Raw genomic sequence first — 18858 nt, 5'->3', positions numbered from 1 at the left:
CATGCACGTCAACAAAGTCTCTCACGTCACGACAATCAATCGGGTCGCCTCGGACCTCGGCGAAAACGAGGATTGGCTGTTCGACGTCGCCGCCGAGATGGAGCCCGAGGACGGGCTCATATGGGTGTCGGGGATCGGCGACGACGCCGTGATGGCCTTCACCGACTTCGGCGTCGAGAATTTAATCGAACTAATCAAAATGCATAAAAACGATCCGACGCTCCTCAGGCGCTGAAACAGCCCGACTGCATCGCCTGCGGCCTACGCCGGATGGCTACTCATCATCGTCTCGCCTTGCTGGTGGTTAGCCATATAGCCCTTTAGAAAAGGCTGCCTTCGCGTCGTGTTTCGTCTGCCTTTTTTGCTTCATGCATTTTAGGTCGTAGCAGCCGTAGCGCACCTGGGTTTCCGAATATTTCGGGCCGTAGCGGCCTCACCGCAGGAATAAAATTGCTACGACAGATTTTTCTCGATTTTCTCGGATTGCTACGACCGCTACGACCAATCCACGTTTCCAAAGAGAGCGAACTGGTTCACCCGTCCTCGCCGCCAAGAATGCTGGCAGCCAGTACGTAGACGCGCGCGTTGCGCCCCCCGATTTTGCGAACCGCTGTCAAATTTTTCGCATCCTGCCGCCGCAGCATTCCCTTCGAAGCGAGCGTCTTGGCGACGTGGGTCGGATCCAATCCGTCGCAAAAGTCGGCCTTCCACACCTCCGACGGGATCCACCACTCGCGAGCGGCGCCCTCGCCTTTGCGCCAGCCGAGGCGGTTATGCACGCCCCCGAGGTTGCTGCCCTCGACTTCAGACACTTGTTCAAAGCGGCTTTCGCCGTGCTGGATGATCATCCGCCTTACCTGCTCAACTGCCTGCCGCTCTTCATGCGAGCCCACTCCGCCCCGCTTGTCCAGCCAAGCCTTGAAGGCCGAGACGGCCGCCCGTTCGGCACTGCCTTTGGTCCACGGCGTGATACCTACCGCCGAAGCCATTTCCCCGGCGGCCGCGATCAAGGCAAACTTCTTGGCCGCACGGTTGATCTGTTCTGACGCTCCAGCGGAGACCACTTTGGAGACGAAGCGAACCATGAAATTCTTGGTCTTTGTGACGGTCACATCGCGGTCCGTGCTCGCGAGCTCTTGAATGAAGGCAGGGCCGGCGGTCCCATATGCTGATACCGCGGCTTCCTTGATGGCGTCCGCCAGCTTGCCCGCATCGGGGAACGAGCCAGAGCTATCGAACGCGCCAAATCCAAACTCACGATCAGCGCGTATATCCAACAGGCGGACGAGATGGCCACCACGTGATTTGCGCCCACGGTCTTCATCGATCTTGGCGTCGACTGGAAGCTCGCCGCTCGAAAGCGGTAGAACACGCCACGCCTTGGGCTCGCGAAGCTCGCCGCCACGCCCAGCGCGCGCCTTCCCGACGCCATTAGCGAGCTGATAAATGCTCGCTGCAACGTCACGCGCATCGCCGACGCCGATTTCGTCGAGAACAAGGCAAGTATCGGTCGCGCTTGCCGCAGCACCTTCGAGCCCGTTCACCGTCGCCCTCCACGTGCGCATATAACCGCCGACCGACGAGCCGCGTCCCCACACCGACGCCGCCGCACAGAGCAACGACGACTTGCCGATAGACGATGGACCAAACACGTGCACGCCTCCGCCTTCGGCTCCGACGATATGCGCGAGCGGTCCAGCCAATGCAGCGCTTACCATGAACGTCAGCAAAACATGGTCCGCCGACAACGCGCCCACGCCTTCCTTCCAATCTTCAATTGTGCCCTGCGTCTCATAAGGCCCGTGAGCGGATGCGTCGAGAACGATCCTCTCGGAGCCTTCCCTTGTGATGGTTTTGCCTGGCAATACGAAAATATGATCTTTTCCAATCTGGTGCCAGCCAGTGCGATTGACGATCGTAACGCGCGCTTCGATGCGGACCCCGCTCAAATACTCGGCGAGTTCCTTCTGTTTCGAACGGTTAATCCGCAATCCTTCATCCGCGAGTGTCGCACACAGCGCGGCGGGCTCGCCTTGCAGATTGGCATCGGTCACGTGCTTCGTGTGGGGGCGACCATCGTCGTCGTAAAACTGGAGCAGCTTACCCCACGCCCGCCCGTGAGGATCGCGGCACGCGCCTAGCACTTCAAAGGGAGCGCTAATCCATACAGTCTCGATGGTCGCCTCTCTACCGCGCCCACTACGCTGCTGTTTTGTAAGACCTCTCCGCTCATCCATCGTAAAGGGGCCAAATGAGACAAAGGTCACCTCCGTCATCGCCTCCATCGTGGAGTTCTCTTCGATCGAAGCAACAATCTCGTCCATCGTTGTCATGGCGTGTCTCTCAGTCTTTAATTTTGGTGTGGCGATCCCAATGACGCGGCATGCGCCAGCCATGCGCTGTTGCCGCCCTCCAAAGTGTACCAATGGTGATCTTGCGTCCCGTATATTCCTGATCGAAGCTGCTCCAATGCGCCTTGAAATCCGTCTCGCTTGCCTTGCTCGGGCAGCGTTCCGAAAATTTCTTCCACAACGCGAGGCCAACTTCTCCATCATCGAAGCTGCGCAGCGCGAAGCCGACGTGAAGCCAATCATTGTATTCGCTGGCATAGCTGTCAGGCAGCGCGTCAAGCATCGACGCTATGATGGCGACATTCACCGGATTGACGGGCACGGGCTCAAGACGGTTTGCTTTCTGACCAAGCCCATGGTCGTCACGTGAAGCCGGCTCGCCAGCCAGCGCTGAGCCACTCGGCTTTGGTGCTTCCCCCATGGCTTTCGCGGCTTTCGCTTCGATGAATTCGAGCAAACCTTGCGGCAGTGGCGCAGGCCGCACGCTCGACACGATTTCATAGCGGCCGCCACTCTCGTGCAAAGACGGTGGAAGCACACAGAACCCGCCATCACCTTTCACGTCGAGTTTGATCGATTTGTTTGCGCGAGTGGTGACACGTATGCCAGGGTGCCCGAAATACCGATGCAGGCCGCGGCCGCTGCCGCTTCGCACAGTGAACGTCTCCGGCAGAGCGCCGTGCGTCTCTTCGAATTCCGAGAGGGTCGCCTCGCCCTCTGGTCCGTCACTTTCGATTACTATGACGCCGCTGATTGCGCCCGTAATGAAGCCGACACCGCCTGCGAACATAGGCCGCCAGCCTTTCAATTCGTCGTAACTGACGCGACGATTTTGAAGGCTTTTCCATTTGACCGCCGGGCGCTTTTCGCGGGGGTTGCGCGGAATGACGTTGAACCCGCGCTTAAGAAATTCGAGTGCCGCGTGATAGCAAAGAGCCGTTTCGCACGGCTCTTCGTTTTCATGGTTTTCGGTAACACTGCACATTCTGCCCCCATATACGCGCGGAATTTGCTCCGATGAGATTTCCAGTCTTGGTACGCGAGGCGATTAGCGGTGGCGCGGTTGCTTCGTCGTTGGGAAGCGAGGATGACCCGCAGCGATGCGGAGCAATTGCGCCGCCTGCGCCCAACCGCCGCCCATCTGAAAGGCCCACCCCACCTCGGTGTCGAGATAGCCGATAAGCCATTTCGCGAAGGGTTGGGGCGTCCGCTCGCCCGGTTGCCGCGAGAGGCGGTCCCGCGACCAATGCATCATCGCCGTGATTAATAGTTGACGGACCCATGCGGAGAGGGGCGAGCCCGACGTGGGCTCATTATATTTTTTGCGTTCACGCTCGCGATAATCCGCTTCGAGTTCAACTGGCGGAGCAAGGTTGAGAAGTAGCTGCAATGAAGGCGCGCGGCCATCACGCAACATCGCCGCAAGCTCATCGTGCGCTTGTGGTCTCTGATGGCGGAAGGTGTTTGTCATTTTACCTCACTGGTTTCTAGAAGTGGCGAGCCGGCCCACACGGATCGTTGTTGGGCAACTTCGCTTCGAGAGATGTGAGGCAGCTGGGGAAGCCCGCCTCAGTGCTGAGCAAGGTTGACCTTGGCCAAGGCCAGCCGCGTTGAGCGCGTCGTTTTTTCAGGGATCAGAGAGCCGAGGGGGTGGTGGAACGCTGCGCTAAACCGTCGGCCAAGTCGCCGACGCGCCACCCGAGCTTACGCTCACCGATCTTGATCGGGCTCGGGACCTTCCCCGAGCGATACAGGCGACGCCAGTGTGGAAGCGAAACGCCCCAGAAGGCGGCCGACGCCTCGGCATCCAGGACGCGATTGCGACCGAGATCGGGAGGCAGATTATTCAACTGCGCTGAGATAGCGGCCCTCTTCTCCTCAGCGCGCTGCTTCTGATGTGTGCGCATATCGGAAGCGGTAGCCATCGCCTTGGCAGCGCGCTGCTTCTTCTTCGTGACAGCTTGGGACTTCATTGCCTCGCCTCGAACACGCCGCACCAAAAGGCGGCTATAAGGCGCATCAGGCATCAATAGAGGGATGGCGAAAATTGAAAAATGGGATTCCTAGCGAATTGTCGGCTTCCGCCCTTTTTCCCCATGGATGTCAAACGTCTCCATTAGGATGTAGCGCGCCGTCCTTGCGGTAACGCCGCCAGCAGGCTTCGGCTCCTTATCTTGCGCAATAACGAAACCTTGGCCACGGAGCCAATCAAGGAGGTGCGCGATATTCGATGGCACGCCGCTCTTCTGGAGATATTCCGTCATTGCCCTAACCAACGGGCGATTACGGTCTGCTGCCGCCCGCTTCGCCGTTGGGGTGATCTTGTTCTCCAAGCTGCGGATTTCTCGCAGGATTTCCTTGCGCCGCTTTTCATGGCGCTCAGCCTTCAACTCGTCTTCAAGCCCGTCTATTTTGACGGCGTGCTCCCACGCATCCAGAAATGCGCGCTCGGCGATTTCCGGCGATGGCGTCTCGTCGGGCTGATCCATGTCTCACTCCCCCACTTGCAAGACGGAGGCGATATGATTTCCCCAAAGCTTTAACGCTTCTCGCTTTTCGGCCGCGTAGATTGATCTATTGTAGACGCCCGCCACGCCCGCCTTGTGTCCGGAAATATGATTGAGAACGGCTTCTACGACGTGGGGCAAAACGCCAAGGTCCGCGAGCCGGGTCGCCACCGTTCGGCGTACGTCGTGTAGCCTCCAGGGCGGAAGCGCTCGCCCAAGCTCGCCTTTTATGCGCACATCCAGCGACGCTTTTGCCTTTGACCATCCCGAGAATGGCCCCTCACGGGACCCGAAGACGAGCGCCCGGCCGTCGCGGCGAGCGATGGCACGCAGAATGGCAATTGCCTGAAAAGGCAAGGGAACGTCGTGGGACCGCGCATTCTTTGTGCGATCGCCGCCAATGCGCCACGTCGCCCCGACTAGGTCCACCTCCCCCCATGTCATCGCGGCAACCTCTTCGCGCCGCTGGCCGGTGATAATCAGCAGGCGAACGATCGAGCCGTAATCCCCCTCGCCCGCGTGCCGCCAGACGAGGCGCAATTCTTCGTCCGTCAGCACACGATCCCGCGCCGTCTCATTAGCAGGCTTTCGTGTGCCTACCACCGGGTTGGCGTCCGTTAGGCCTTCTTCGATAGCCCAAGAATAAAGCCGTGATAGCGCCGCGCGCGCCCTATTCGCGGCATACCTCCCGTTTTCCTGTTCGATGATTGCGAGCCGCGCCGCCACTGTGGCGCGCGTCACTTTGCTTATTGGAAGTTCTGCCAAAGGCTCCCAATGTCGCCGCAAGTAGCGTCTCACATCCTCAAGAGTGCCAAGCTTAAGTTTACTAGCCGCGTGGCGGGTAAGATAATTTTCAGCAACGCTGCCCAGCGTCACCGCTGCCTGCGCTCGCGCCTCGGCTTTTTCTAACTGCGGATCGCTTCCAAGGTGAGCCTTCGCGAGCGTCTCGCGCGCTTTCCTACGTGCCTCATCAGCATCTAGCGAAGCAACCGGCGCGATCGTCACTCGGCGCTGCTTAGTGCCAAGACGGTATTGCGCGATCCAAGTGCGTTTACCGCCCGCCCGGATGCGGAGACCGAAGCCGGGAAGACTTTCATCAAAGAAAATTGCCTCGTTCTTTCCCTCAGGCAGTTGGAGGCGTTCCACGGTTGTCTTTGTGAGCTTCATAGGCCACGCTGGGAAGCAATTGGGAAGCAATGCAATGATGCTTCTTGACCATTCTAGCTTCCCAATATCAGCGGGTATCGCTACAAATGCAAGATAAATTGCGCCTTATGCGCTCTTGCGATCCATCCAGACTATTATGCCCCGCTTTCTCTTAATCAGCGGGTCCAAGGTTCGAGCCCTTGTGCGCCCACCAAATAAATCTATGACATAAGCGTCGCATGAAATCTGCGCGCTACAGACTGGTGACCACATGGTGACCACTCGCGCCTAACTGAAAATTTATAGGACGCTGCGGGCAAGCCTGTTGAGTCAGGGCCCGAATAACTGCGTCTTTAGCTTCGCCATGCGCGCGTAGTAGAGCGAGAGCTTGGACTAGGCTCCGTGACGGGTTGAGGACCGAGAGAAAGCTCCCGGCACCCGTCATGGAGAAGCCCCATGACCCTGGTTGAAACCCTGGATGCAGCGCGCGGATGCGACGGCGGCCACAAGGTGCAGCAAGCCGCGGCACGGAGGTTGGCCGCCTGTCTTCCGAGTGGTTTCTGCGCCGTCGCTGTCGGAGCTGTTCGCGGCCGTGCAAGACCGGTCCGAGCGCAGCCGAACGCGAATGGTGGAGAGCGCGGCCATCCGCGTGGAAGCGAGCCGCGACGATGCGGAGCAGATGGCCCTCATTCTCCCGGGATCGGACGCTCCTGTCGCGCCGACGCCAAGACGCTAGGCATTGCGAGCTTTTACCTCCGCGCCGTTTGCCAGAACCGGAACCTCTGGGGCGTCGAAGATTTCGAGGAGATCACAATCCGCCATTCCAAATACGCCGCGTCGCCTTTCGCGAATGAGGCGGTGCTGGCACTGACGCGCTTCGTCGATTCTTCGCCCATGCCTTTCATCAACGGCGTGAAGGCAGCGCGGGAGCGCATCGTCGCGCGCAACGACGACGACCGAACAGAATTCCTGCGCAAGCGCGGCTTTTCGAAAGCGGAGACCGCGAAGATTATCGATATCGTGCTGACCGAGGAAGGGCGCAAACCAGAGAGCGCCTTCGACTTCGTGCAGGGGATTACCGCCGTCGCGCGCGACAAGATGCATCAGGACGCAAGGCTCGATTTCGAGACGCGGGCGAAGAAGCTCTTCGAGCGCGCGGCTTAGATTCAGTCCTGCTGGCGCAGCGGGGACCACTGTTTCGGCGGACGCTGCCCCCGTCTTTATCTCCGAATGATGTCCCGGCGTCGCCCCCAAAGTCAGAGGGCGGCGCTGCGCTTTGTGACGGGATGGAGGCCGAGAGAGAGGCTCCCGCGCGCTCGCGGGCGTCGCTTCCGCCGCGCTTCTCGGCATGACCTTTTGGGCTTTGCAGGGGCGATCGCGCTCGGGCCCCGCGCCGGAGCTCATGAATACCGAAGCGAAGACGATGCCCGACGGACTTGCGTCCCTGCCGCGCGACTATGCGGGCCTACCGAGAAACGTCCCCAAGCTCGGCCGCCTCGCCCGGGCAACCTTGGCCGGCCGATCCTCGCGGCCCAGGGCCAATTGCCGCCGACCGGCCCAGACCCCGAGAGCAGCGCATAGGCCAGGAGCGCGAAGCGGCGCGCACCGCCAAACTCTTCGCGACGACCAGCGCGCGGGAGAGGCCGCCGCCAATGCTGAGGCTCAAAGATCGACGGGCGCCCCACCCCCGAAACAGCTTCGTAGCAAATCGAGCCTGCGCCGATCGACGCCAACGACGTCCAAAACATGCAGGATCGCAAGCTCGCCTTCGTCAATGCGCCAGCTGACCGGCGCACCGTGAGCCCCGATCGTCTCGCCGCGCCCGCATCACGCTATGTCCTGCAGGCGGGCGCCGTCATTCCCGCCGCCCCCTCACTGTGACGCCCGGCAGCGCTATGTAGCGGACGAGCTCGGTCGAGCAATTTTTTTGCCTTCGCTTCCATTTCGAGGCGGATCTCCTGATGAGACTTGCGATGCGCGACGGCGGTTATGATGCCTTGCACGATGCCGAAAACCGATTCTGGCCGCCGGCCCGCTTCCGCCAACACTATGTCGATAATCTTGCTGCTCTCCGCTTTCGGAAGCGGCGTATTTGCTGTGGCGGATGGTGATTCCCTGGAAATTTGCCCCGCCTCAGAGATTGCGATTCTGCCACACCTCCAGATCAGACTCCATTAAGCCAACCAAACACCAAAGTACATAACCACCCTAGATACGCCGCGGCCATTTGAGGCATTCGCTTTCTCTCCATCACAGACCGCATCATCTCTGAGAGAGAAAGACGAACCTCATCGCAGATGTAATACTCCTGCCATGGCGATAAGAGCAAAATGAGGCTTTCATGTTGTACGGCCCGCGCTCCCCTCTGTGTCCGAGCACCTGAGTTTTTTACTGCGAGCTGGATTATGTGGCCCAGACCCTTGGGAAGCCCGAATTAATCACAATCTCCGAGCCGCCTGGTGCCGGGCCATTTCGAGGCAATGATGAGACTAAGAGCAAGGATGCGACGATGAAAATCAGTCTAGAGCAATGGCGAATGTTCGTCGCCACGGCCCAGTACGGTAGCTTCCATCAGGCTGCCGAACGGTTGAACAAGACACAATCCGCCATCAGCCACGCCATCCACAAGATGGAAGAATGCCTCGGTCAGGACCTTTTCGCTATCGAAGGACGGCGCGCCACGTTGACGAGAATGGGGCAAGTGATCTTCCCCCGTGCCCGGGAACTCATTGGACAGGCGACCCATATGGAAAGATTCTGCGCGGGCTTCGACCCGAGCGCGGAAGGCGAGATCGCGCTTGCAGTCGACATAATCTTCCCGAGTCAAATCTTGCGGGACGCGCTCGCACAGTATTCTCTTCTTTATCCGAATGTTTCGGTCCGAATCCAGGAGACGGCGCTTTCGGGCACGAGCGAAGTCTTGGAGGATGGTCGCGCCCAGATCGGCATCGCGAGCCATCTCCCGCCGAGAACGGTGATTGAGCCTCTGCTGGCGGTGCACCTCGTTTGCGTGGCCACCGCTAGCCACCCTCTGCATAAGCGGGGTCAACTAACCCATGAGATGCTCAAGGAGCACCGCCAGGTCGTTCTGAGTGATTCTGGCTTACGAGGCGTCAGCAGCGGATGGTTGGGTTCGCGCCAGCGCTGGACGGTCAGCCATCTTACCACTTCGCTCGCTTTTGTCATTGATGGGCATGGCTATGCTTGGCTGCCTGAGCACAGCATCCGTATGGAGATCGCTTCTGGACGGTTGAAGCCGCTGAATCTTAGTGCCGGCCGTAATCGAGTCGTTCAGCTCCATATTGGTTACCTCGAAACTTGGGCTCATTCACGCCAAGTCCTCGATTTAGTCGCGATTTTTCGTGATGCTGTGGAGGAGGGCGAACTCGAGGCAACGCGAGCAGAAGGAGTGTCGGCTAGCTGTGGCGGGCCAATTTCGACATTGGAAGATGGCACCGTCTCCATCGCACGATGAACAAGCCCATTCCAAGTGGGTCTCCATCGAGCCGTTCTCACGCCTTGGCGCTCGGCCGGCTCGAAATTTCCAGCGGATCAAATTCTCATGATCGCGGCTAATTTTTAAATTCAACATTCGTATGGCTACATCGATTGCAACTAAAGCGGTTATGTCCGCGATCGTAAAACGACCTTCTGCGACGAACTCCCCTCCTTCGAGCTCTCGATTCATTCGACCGTGGCGATCTTCCAGCGAGGCCTGCTGGGCTTCGCCGTAAGCCACGAATTGATGGAGTCGATTTCGAAAAATCGGATTGGTGTTGAGCACGGCCCGCGTGGCGGGTTCGAGCAATTCGAACTCCATCCGCCTATTCCAAATTTCAATATCCACTTGTTCGCGCAAATCGCCGCCGAACAAATTGGGGTCGGGATGAAGACCTTCCAGATATCGACAAATTGCCACCGATTCCGATAGGCAGGAGCCATCGTCGAGCTCCATTACCGGCGTCTGCCCTGAGGAGTTCTTCGCAAGGAACTCAGGCGTGCGGTTTTCTCCGGCGGCGAGGTCGACTCTCACGAGAACGAGGTCGATCTTCTTCTCCGCAGCGAATATACGGACGCGCCGTGGGTTGGGCGCAGATCCTTTGCAGTCGCAATACAATTTCATATGTTTCCTCCTCGAAACAAGCAAATCGGCCTGCGCGCGGTTGCCTCAAGTTAGTGAGATCGCGCGCGCCTAGCCGCTTGCAACATTTCGCACACCTTACTCCAATGCTACCGCATTCCAGTAAAATCACCTTCTGAATCTCGCACAGGCATGAACCACATTTCATTCTAACTCTCAGCCGCTCCCGAATCATCCGTTAACCTGAATGGACGCCCGAGAAAATGTTCTGTGTTGCCCCGAACTTCGAGTGCTAGGAGCCCTCCCCAACGCCAAGATTCCGGATGTCCTTCCGTAGTCGAGCCTTCGAGATTTGCGCCGTGGCAAAGAGCGTGCGCGTTTTATCTTCGCCAATACGGAATGCGGTGCAGGAGGTGAAAATCATCGTGCGGCCCGCGCGCAACACAGACGCCTCGAATTCCGCGACCGAATTGCGCGGCATCGACGTCAGAATGGAGACTGCGATATTCGTGCTGACCGCATATTCATCAGGAGCCAAAAGAGGCAGGGTCGCGAGCATGCTCGTGACATCCATCATGGCGTAGGCCACGCCACCGTGCAGAGATTGGCTGAGGTTGTCCACAGCCGGCGTGACCGTCAGCCGGCACCGGCAGCGCCCGGCTTCCTGCTCGATCAGCTCGATGCCGCAATATCGTTGGAATACGTGGTCGAGAAGGGCGCGGCTATTCTGCCGGGCATGGCTCGGAATCGCTTTCACGATGACCTTCCTTTTCGAAAGAGCGTGCGATGATCTCGTTCATCACCTCGGTTGTGCCGCCGCCGATCGCAACGAGTGGCGCGTCGCGAAACATCCGCTCCGCAAGGGTCGGTGCGATGCAGCCAGCTGCACCATGCAATTGAACGGCCGCACGCGCTGTCTGCGCGAGAGTGGACGCGGCGACATTCTTCGCCATGGCGACTCGGACTTCTCCGTCCGCGACATTTGTCCGGTCCACGAAGTCACGCGCAACAGATATTGCGGAGCTCAGCTCTGCGAGAGTCTGCCGGACGTGGCTCATGGCAATCAATGGCGATCGACGAATGATGCGCGTTCGGCAGTGGGATATCAACTCCTCGAGCACACTCTTGGCGGAGGTCACCGCCATGATCGCGAGGTTGAGCCGCTCCCGGGTCAAGGCGTCTCTCAATAGGCGCCCGGCCTTTCCGGGGCCGGCAATCAATCGCCCGTGAGCATTCGCGAGGCGGAGCGCCCCGAGCGGTAGGCACCGCCACCCGATCGAATCGAGCTTACCGCTAGTGATCTCCCCTTGCGGCCGTTCAACGAGAAAGAGCCCGAAACCCTCGGGCGTGCGCGCGCCGACGACCAGATAATCGGCGCGAGCGCCATTGCAGATAAATCGCTTCTCACCGTCGATCCGCCAGTCTTTATCGTTCGTCAGCACGGCGCGCGTCTCGAGCGCAGAGAGATCCGATCCTGCGCCCGGCTCCGTGAGGGCGAGGGCGATCAGGCGTTTGCCGGACAATACGTCGACCGTGATACGGGCGGCTAATTCCGTTTCGGCGCATGCAGAAACAATGGCGAGGCTGACAAAATGGGACGCGAGCCCCATCGTCAAACCCTGCGATCCGCCGCGCGTGAGTTCCTCGATCAGCATCCGCGAACGTTCGGAACGGTCCGGGAGAAGAGAGTCGACCGTTTCGCCGAGAGAAAGCAGCCGAGCAGCTCCCGCTTCGGCGTGCAGCTCCGCAGGATAGCTTCCAGCGCGTTCCCAGGCCTCTATCCGCGGGCTGATGCGATTAGCGACGAAAGCTCGGACCGTGCTGCGAAAGGCGACGTCGTCCATCAGAACACCGTCGTCTCGGCCAGGTTACGGAAGCGGACCATTCCCTCTTGCAAGCTTTCACCTGTAACCGAACCTTCATCCCGGAAATAGAACAGATCCGTGATATCTCTCATCACGTCGAGCATCTCCTTGGATCGCTGGCAGGCCCTGCGCTCATAGCGGCGGAGGCCGCTCGTAATATCTGGATCGCAATTGCTCAGAAGAGACTGAGTTAGCGCAACGCCATTTTCCAGACCGAGCGTGAGGCCATAGCCGAGGGTGGGAAGCATAGCGTGAGCACTGTCTCCCAGAAGAGCGACACGCCCCCGATGCCAATGGTCGATTCGTCGAACTGAATGGAGACGATTGTTCAAAATAGAATCTGCTGAAGTTGCCTCGATCATCGTGGTCAACGGCTCGGCGATGTGGGCTGCCGCCGTCTTGATCATGTTCTTGTCGAGCAGCGGCTCGTTTCGATGCTGATAGGCGTAGAACCAGTAGCGCAAGGATCGACTCTCGTCGAGAGGATAGGTCACCATGCGGGCGTGGTCATAACTGAAAATCTGGCAGCGATCGTTTCGCAACGTTGGATGATTGAATTCAACAACGCCGCGACAGGCCGCGATACCCGTGTCGGCGATGACCGCGTCCGGCGCCACTACCTCACGAACCCGCGAGAAGACGCCGTCGGCGCCGACAACGAGATCGAAGCGACGCGAGCGCCCATCCGCGAAATCGACCGACACGCCCTGACAATCCTGCGAAATAGCGACGCAACCGGCGTTGGGGACGATGGTCTCTGATCCGAGCGCATCCCGCAAGAGGCCAATCAGCTCCTTGCGAAGAAACATCATGGCCGGCGCAGCGAAATCGAAGCCTTCGAGCCGCACAGGCTGGCTGTAGATCAGATTGCCGCGCCGGTCGTGTGTATCGAGGAATTCGATCGGCTGGCCCGCCGACATGAGGCGGTCATCCCCGAAAATGAAGCGCAGAATCTGCACGCCCTGAGGCCATACATAAATGCCAGAGCCCGCGTCGCGCGGTCCATTGTCCCGCTCATAGACTTCGGGGTTAATGCCGAATTTCTTCAGGAGCAATGCGAAAGCGAGACCGTTTAGTCCCGCGCCGATGACGCCGATTCTCATGCCGTCACCTCCATGATACGATCCGGCGCTGTCCGGCTAGGGTTGCTGGACATGCGGAAACTGCGCTGTATCGAGCAAAGGCTCGCAATCTCCATGAACACCGGATCAAGGAGCGCCCGGCGCGCGGGGGACTCCTTCGCCGCATCCGACCATGCGCGGCGGACCAACGTCGTGTCGAAGAACGGTATGTCCTGAAGAGCGTCACCGTGGATCGTGTCCTCGACGAGTTGAGACAGACGATTTTTCTCGCCGAGCATGGCCGGCGGCGCGCGAAAATAATGCTTTTTGCGGCGGTAAAGTGCGTCCGGAATGAAAGGGCGCATGGCTTCTCGAAAGACATGTTTCTCAACGCCGCCTTTGATTTTAAGCCAGACGGGAATCCGACATGCATATTCCGCCAAATGATGATCGAGAAGCGGCACCCTACCTTCGACGCTGTGAGCCATCTCCATCCGATCGCCCAGAGTCGTGAGCACGAAATTCGGCAGGAACGTCTTCGCCCAGAGATACATCGATTTATGCACAGGATCTCGACCATTGATCCGACTTTGCGCTACTCCGCTGTAGAACCGTCGATACGGTCCCATCTTTTCCCAACGCCATCGCGTCTCCTCGTCGTATAGCTCCCGCAGCGGCGCGAGCCAGGAGGCTTGATTGTTGACCCATGACACGCCGTGACCCAGCTGCGCAGCCATCCAGGCGGCGTCTGGGGGGAGGACTTCGTCAGCATAGGTCGCGTCTGCCGAGTTCAAATTTGCGCGTAGCTTTGTTACCAGCTCCTTGTCCTGACGTTGCGCATTGTAGAGCAACATGTCGCGACGGAAGTGAGGATAACCGGCAAATATCTCGTCGGAACCCTCGCCGGTGATCACCACTTTTACGCCCGCGTCACGTACCGCGCGACTAAGGATGAATTTGGCTACGCCATGAGCGTTGAAGAAGGGCGTTTCATTATGCCAGAGAGCTTCGGAGAAATTGTCTGCAAGATCATCCTGATTCACCGGAATCGCGTGGAAGCGCGCGCCGGCGTGTGTCGCAGCCTGCTCGGCGAAGCCTCGTTCGTCATAGGATTCTGAATCCGTGAAGGACAAATTGAAGGCATCGAGAGGCGCGCCGTTCAGATGCGTCGCACAACCGAGCATGGCGGCGGAATCGACGCCGCCGCTGAGATAGACAGCGATCGGCACGTCCGATCGCATGCGCAGCTTTACCGCCTCCAAGATTTTCTCGCGCAATTCCGGAACAATATTCTCCTCCTCGAAAGTTCCCCTTTCCAGAGATTCGGCCGTGGGGAAATCGAGATCCCAATAGGAATGCTCTCGAAGGCCACTAGACGACACGGTGAGAAAATGACCTGGCGTGACGCTACGAATTTTGCGAAAGAGCGTCTTGTTCTCCAGATAGAACCCGCGGGAAATATAGGCGTCTTCGTCCCAGATCGCCGGTACGCCGGCCGCGATGAGCGCCTTGATCTCTGAGCCGATATAGATTGTCCCATCGTGCTCGGTGACAAAGACAGGCTTGATCCCGAAACGATCGCGCATAACTATCATATGCCGCTCGTTTGCGTCGTAGATGACGAGCGCAAATTCCCCCCGCAGGCGCTCGAGACCCGCGGCGCCGAATTCGCAATAAAGATGCAGAGCGATCTCGCTATCGCTGTCGGTGCGAAAAACGCAGCCGCGCGCGACCAGCTCATCGCGGATTTGCTCGTAATCGTAGAATTCACCGTTGACGACCAAGTGAACGGAACCATCTTGAGAAGAGATCGGCTGCCGCCCATTGCCAAGGCCTATGATGCTGAGTCGGGCGTGTGCTAATCCGACTTTTCCGCTTGGGTCGACCCATATGCCCCGCTCGTTGGGGCCACGATGCCGGATGACCGATACGCCATCGAGCAGCGCCGCACGCAAATCGTGGTGACCGCCGGTATGAAAGATCGCTAAAAAGCCGCACATGATCATATTCCTCTGTGCGTGTGGGAAATTTCGAGGGAGAAGTCGGAAATCATTCCGCTCTTACTGGCGTTCCGGCCCAGGAAGGGAGACGGCTTGTACAAAATGCCGCCATGCCTTCCTGCGCCTCTGGCATGACACGAAGCCGTGCGATCAGCCGACGATTCGGAAGAGCTTCTGCTTCGAGGCCGTCGCGGTTCTGCAGACGGTCGAGCAGCGCCTTGCATTCGCGCAATGCGTTAGGCCCGCAGGCCGCGACGTTTTCTAAAATCGCCTCGGTGCGAGCCTCGATAGCTGTCTTGGCGAGCGCTTCATGGACCAGCCCGTCCGCGACCGCGGCGGTGGCGTCGAAAACCTCGGCGGCGAGAAATCGGCGCCGCGCGCGGCGGACGCCGATCGCCCGAACGACGTAGGGGCTTATTACTGCCGGCGCCAGGCCGAGGAGAGGCTCGCTGAAACGGAAAAGGGAGCCAGTTTCAGCAAGAACGATGTCTGCGCAACACAGAAGCCCGATTCCTCCTCCATAGGCGCAGCCCTGAGTTTTCGCGACGACGGGAACGGGCAGAGCGACAAGGCTGCTAAGCGCCCATTCGAGAAGTTCCGCGTCGCGAAGATTCTCTTCCGGGGTCATTGATCCCGCGCGCCGCATCCAGTCGAGGTCGGCGCCCGCGCAAAAATGCCGGCCCTCGCCAGAGACGAGGACCGCTCGCAGCGCCTCGTCTTGGGCCAGATCAGAGCAGGCGCGCGTGATTGCACGAAGCATGGCTTCGTCGAGAGCGTTGCCTCGCTCTGGACGAGCGAGGCGCAGCTCGGCGATGGCGGCGCCGCTGCGAGTGAGGCGACGCGTAATCTCGATGGAGCGCTCCATGGCTCACGCCACTGCGTTGAGTGAGCCGAGCCGAGCGCAGTCGACCTCCGCATAGATACGGCGCTGCTCGGCGATGGCGGCGAAGCGATAGCGTCCTGTCGTCTGCATCGGAGAGATCCGGTCTTCCGTCGATTTAACAGAGGTGTAGAACCACGCGACATAAGTCTCGTAATCGATCTCGCGACGCCTCGCCAAAAGCGCACGATGCGCATGCGAGCGCAGGCGTCGGCGATAACCCTCGACGACCGACACGGAGAAGAACTCGCCGACCGAGCCGCTCCCATAACTGAAGAGGCCGACGCTCCTGCCCGTTAGATCCTCGTCGCAATTATCGAGAAGCGAGGACAATCCGATGTAGAGCGAAGCCGAATAAGTGTTGCCAATCTGCCGACCATAGATTTGACTCTCCGCATAGCTTTTCTCGTCGAGATGATCGGCTTCGGCTCCCGCTGCTTCACGCAGAGCGCCGAAGGCTTTCTTTGACATTTTTGTGAAGGGCTGATGGAAGCATAGCTTGTCGATCGATGTGAGAGGCAGCCCATCTTTTCGTTGAAAGTCGAGCCACGCCTCGGTCAGCGACCGCAGATAGACGTCAATCGAAAGCTTGCCGTTGACATAAGCGGCCTCGCGGTGGTTAGGCCGCCAGAAATCCATCACGTCGAAACTGAACACGCCGCTTTGCGGGTGAATCTCGAGTAGGCGGGGATTGGCCGCGACGATCATCGCAACAGCCCCGGCCCCCTGCGTGCATTCGCCTTCCGAATTACGTTCATAACGGGCAATGTCGGAGGCAATCACCAGAACTTTTTCTTTCGGCCTCTGACGCACGAGGTCGGAGGCCAATTGGATACCGGCCGTCGCGCTGTAGCAGGCCTGCTTGAATTCCACCACCCGACAATTGGGATTGAGCCCGAGCACGCCGTGAACGAAGAGCCCGGCTGATTTTGATTGATCGATCCCGCTCTCCGTCGCGAAGATCACCGTGCTGATCTCCTCGCGCACTTCATTGACCAATAAGGGCGCGACTGCATTCGCCGCCATGCTGACGATGTCTTCGTCGGGAGTGGGGACCGCCATGCGCTCCTGGCCAATGCCGACGATGTATTTGGCGGGATCGACGCCATGACGTCGGGCTAAATCCTCCAAAGGATAGAAGAAACCAGGAGAATATATTGAGATATCGTCAATTCCTGCCACTATCATATCGCTATCTCCTCAGTTTGTCAGAAACTGATTCCGCCGCCATATGTGCTGCTTGTCATCTACATGATTCACCATTTGGTATGCACAATACATTTGTGCATTTTTATGTAATTGTTGCTACATTATATGTTTATTGTATGATACTCCTATCAAACAATCCATCCTACCTTCTTTTTATTACATAGCCCTTATGGCACGAGTAAGGATATTTCCGTAGCTAAAATTTTTTATCGTCATGTTCAATATTATTCGGGGTAAACGAAGATAGGGCCGAAGCTAAATTACACGCGTCGAAATTTGATTTTGGACTCGAGCCGCACCGCAGTCCGCTATCAAGGATTGCGAGCGCAAACCCGAAGCTCTCGATTCTATGATCGCGTCACATCAATGCAGGGCTTCGTGGAACCGCAAGCCGAGCGGACTCTCGTCAACGCGAACGTCGATATCGTCGAAGCGATCAGACAAAGAGCGACGCCGAGCAGAGAAAGAGTGAAGGAGCGGACGATCGACGCGGCGTCGGCGGCTTGTCCTTGCGTGGCGTAGAAAACGTCGCCGATAATGGCGACACCCAAGGCGCCACTGAGTTGCAAGGTCGAGTTGATGACGCCGGAGACGAGTCCCGACCAGCTCGGATCAACATGATCCAGGATTGCTCGCACTGTTCGGCGTCGTCCACGTTATTGCGGCGAGGCTCAAAAATCCGATCGTCTCGAGGATCATGGCGAGCGGCGCGGAAGCGCTGCCAAATATTTTGCTCGCATAAGGTGATACGAGGGGGCCAACGAAGGAACCGACGCCAAAAGGCAGAAACGCCATCCCTGCCGCAAGCGGATTTTTGCCGAGCGCACTTTGCAGATATACGCTGAAGCTGACAAAGAAGATGGACGTGGCGTAAAATGTCAGCAAGGCGAGAACGCCCCAATGGAGGCCCGGCGTGCATGCGATTCTCGGATCGACGAGAGGCGCTCCGCCTTCTCTCAGCACGCGCACTTCATGTCGCCAAAACAGGGCGGCGACGATCGGCGAAGCAAGGAGCATAGCGAAGGCCCATAAAGGCCGGCCGGCGGCGCGCCCTTCGATGAGCGGCACGATCAGCAAAGCGAGCGTGAGCGCCAAGAGCGACACTCCAACGAGATCGAGTCGCTCCGACGGCAAAAACAAACGGCGCGTGTCCCTCAGCAAGGGACTGAATGCGAGCGTGACAAGCACGACGGGAATATTAGCCAGAAACACCAAGCGCCAGCCAAGGCCGAAAGGATCGGCGGACACGAGAGCGCCGCCGTATGTTTGCCCGCCGATGGCGGCGAGGCCGAGCACGGCGCCATAGACGCCAAGAGCGAAAGGCCGTTCGTCGATCGGAAAGAGATCATGAATCGATCCGAGCGCTTGCGGAACCATGATGGCGGAGGCGCCCCCTTGAAGAATCCTACCCGCGACGAGGGTTGCGGGGGATGAGGCGAGGCCGCACAAGGCCGATGAAAATCCAAAGACAGCGACGCCAGCAAGAAAAACGGGCTTACGTCCATAAAGGTCACCGAGGCGCCCGCCGGTGATCAGGAACACCGCGTAAGCCGAAAGATATCCAGAGACGACGAGCTGGACGTCTCCGGGCGTCGCGGCCAAATCCAGGCAAATCGTCGGCAGTGCAATATTGACGATGAAAAAACTCAACGGCGATAGAAAGACCCCCACGAGAAGGAGCGTGAAGCTCGTCCAGCCGCCTCCGTCTCTCTCCGGGACATGTCCCCCGTCTCCGCGTCCCATCGCAACGCTCCCAAG

General features: G+C 58.8%; 16 protein-coding genes and 3 pseudogenes. 4 read left to right on the top strand and 15 right to left on the bottom strand.

The window, feature by feature from the left end:
- Nucleotide 1 precedes the first annotated feature (1 nt).
- A complete protein-coding gene (locus OGR47_RS04540; RefSeq protein ID WP_165056343.1) occupies nucleotides 2-235 on the top strand; it encodes a hypothetical protein in 234 nt (77 codons plus the stop codon).
- Between the two features lie 298 nt (nucleotides 236-533).
- Here OGR47_RS04540 and OGR47_RS04535 read toward each other — a convergent pair whose 3' ends face one another.
- From OGR47_RS04535 to OGR47_RS04510, 6 genes are all read right to left on the bottom strand, one after another.
- Nucleotides 534-2333 carry a DUF927 domain-containing protein gene (locus tag OGR47_RS04535; protein WP_165050798.1) on the bottom strand — a complete coding sequence of 600 codons (1800 nt, stop codon included), beginning with the start codon at nucleotides 2331-2333 and terminating at the stop codon, nucleotides 534-536.
- Between the two features lie 10 nt (nucleotides 2334-2343).
- A complete protein-coding gene (locus tag OGR47_RS04530; RefSeq protein ID WP_165050801.1) occupies nucleotides 2344-3336 on the bottom strand; it encodes a bifunctional DNA primase/polymerase in 993 nt (330 codons plus the stop codon).
- A 63-nt stretch (nucleotides 3337-3399) separates the two neighbouring features.
- The gene (locus tag OGR47_RS04525) at nucleotides 3400-3822 is read right to left on the bottom strand and encodes a hypothetical protein (RefSeq protein ID WP_165050806.1); all 423 of its coding nucleotides are present in this window, start codon (nucleotides 3820-3822) and stop codon (nucleotides 3400-3402) included.
- Between the two features lie 163 nt (nucleotides 3823-3985).
- Nucleotides 3986-4324 carry a helix-turn-helix transcriptional regulator gene (locus OGR47_RS04520; protein ID WP_165050808.1) on the bottom strand — a complete coding sequence of 113 codons (339 nt, stop codon included), beginning with the start codon at nucleotides 4322-4324 and terminating at the stop codon, nucleotides 3986-3988.
- Between the two features lie 90 nt (nucleotides 4325-4414).
- Nucleotides 4415-4840: a hypothetical protein gene (locus tag OGR47_RS04515; RefSeq protein ID WP_165050810.1), complete on the bottom strand. Its 426-nt coding sequence runs from the start codon at nucleotides 4838-4840 to the stop codon at nucleotides 4415-4417.
- A 3-nt stretch (nucleotides 4841-4843) separates the two neighbouring features.
- On the bottom strand, nucleotides 4844-6025 hold the full coding sequence (locus OGR47_RS04510; protein WP_165050812.1) for a tyrosine-type recombinase/integrase: 1182 nt from the start codon (nucleotides 6023-6025) through the stop codon (nucleotides 4844-4846).
- A gap of 435 nt (nucleotides 6026-6460) precedes the next feature.
- Between OGR47_RS04510 and OGR47_RS04505 the strand changes: the two are divergent.
- Both OGR47_RS04505 and OGR47_RS04500 read left to right on the top strand, forming a co-directional pair.
- Nucleotides 6461-7168: pseudogene (locus tag OGR47_RS04505) on the top strand (hypothetical protein).
- A gap of 582 nt (nucleotides 7169-7750) precedes the next feature.
- On the top strand, nucleotides 7751-7885 hold the full coding sequence (locus tag OGR47_RS04500; protein ID WP_256367626.1) for a hypothetical protein: 135 nt from the start codon (nucleotides 7751-7753) through the stop codon (nucleotides 7883-7885).
- A gap of 26 nt (nucleotides 7886-7911) precedes the next feature.
- On the opposite strand, the pseudogene OGR47_RS04495 reads toward OGR47_RS04500, so the two are convergent.
- Nucleotides 7912-8082, bottom strand: a pseudogene (locus OGR47_RS04495) (DUF932 domain-containing protein); the annotation flags it as partial.
- 431 nt (nucleotides 8083-8513) lie between these two features.
- Here OGR47_RS04495 and OGR47_RS04490 point away from each other — a divergent pair.
- A complete protein-coding gene (locus OGR47_RS04490) occupies nucleotides 8514-9479 on the top strand; it encodes a LysR family transcriptional regulator (RefSeq protein ID WP_165050815.1) in 966 nt (321 codons plus the stop codon).
- Between the two features lie 462 nt (nucleotides 9480-9941).
- Here OGR47_RS04490 and OGR47_RS04485 read toward each other — a convergent pair.
- The 8 genes and pseudogenes from OGR47_RS04485 to OGR47_RS04450 form a co-directional block, all read right to left on the bottom strand.
- Nucleotides 9942-10127: pseudogene (locus tag OGR47_RS04485) on the bottom strand (glutathione S-transferase N-terminal domain-containing protein); the annotation flags it as partial.
- Nucleotides 10128-10377: 250 nt separating this feature from the next.
- On the bottom strand, nucleotides 10378-10842 hold the full coding sequence (locus tag OGR47_RS04480) for a PaaI family thioesterase (protein WP_165050819.1): 465 nt from the start codon (nucleotides 10840-10842) through the stop codon (nucleotides 10378-10380).
- Nucleotides 10808-11929, bottom strand: a complete 1122-nt coding sequence (locus tag OGR47_RS04475) for an acyl-CoA dehydrogenase family protein (RefSeq protein ID WP_165050820.1) — start codon at nucleotides 11927-11929, stop codon at nucleotides 10808-10810. The genes OGR47_RS04480 and OGR47_RS04475 overlap by 35 nt, the downstream gene beginning before the upstream one ends.
- Nucleotides 11929-13053 (bottom strand): FAD-dependent oxidoreductase, encoded by a 1125-nt coding sequence (locus OGR47_RS04470; protein WP_165050822.1) that lies wholly within the window; start codon nucleotides 13051-13053, stop codon nucleotides 11929-11931. The genes OGR47_RS04475 and OGR47_RS04470 overlap by 1 nt, the downstream gene beginning before the upstream one ends.
- Nucleotides 13050-15011, bottom strand: a complete 1962-nt coding sequence (gene asnB / locus OGR47_RS04465) for an asparagine synthase (glutamine-hydrolyzing) (RefSeq protein WP_165050824.1) — start codon at nucleotides 15009-15011, stop codon at nucleotides 13050-13052. Before asnB ends, OGR47_RS04470 begins: the two co-directional genes overlap by 4 nt.
- 49 nt (nucleotides 15012-15060) lie before the next feature.
- Nucleotides 15061-15876, bottom strand: coding sequence for an enoyl-CoA hydratase-related protein (locus OGR47_RS04460; protein WP_165050826.1), 816 nt, complete (start codon nucleotides 15874-15876; stop codon nucleotides 15061-15063).
- A 3-nt stretch (nucleotides 15877-15879) separates the two neighbouring features.
- Nucleotides 15880-17079 (bottom strand): hydroxymethylglutaryl-CoA synthase, encoded by a 1200-nt coding sequence (locus tag OGR47_RS04455; protein ID WP_165050828.1) that lies wholly within the window; start codon nucleotides 17077-17079, stop codon nucleotides 15880-15882.
- Nucleotides 17080-17712: 633 nt separating this feature from the next.
- Nucleotides 17713-18843, bottom strand: a complete 1131-nt coding sequence (locus OGR47_RS04450) for an MFS transporter (protein WP_165050832.1) — start codon at nucleotides 18841-18843, stop codon at nucleotides 17713-17715.
- Between the last annotated feature and the right edge of the window lie 15 nt (nucleotides 18844-18858).

The sequence above is a fragment of the Methylocystis sp. MJC1 genome (genome assembly GCF_026427715.1).
Classification (GTDB): Bacteria; Pseudomonadota; Alphaproteobacteria; order Rhizobiales; family Beijerinckiaceae; genus Methylocystis.
The sequence above is the reverse complement of the archived record's forward strand: the minus strand, read 5'-3'. Positions and strand labels throughout refer to the sequence as shown.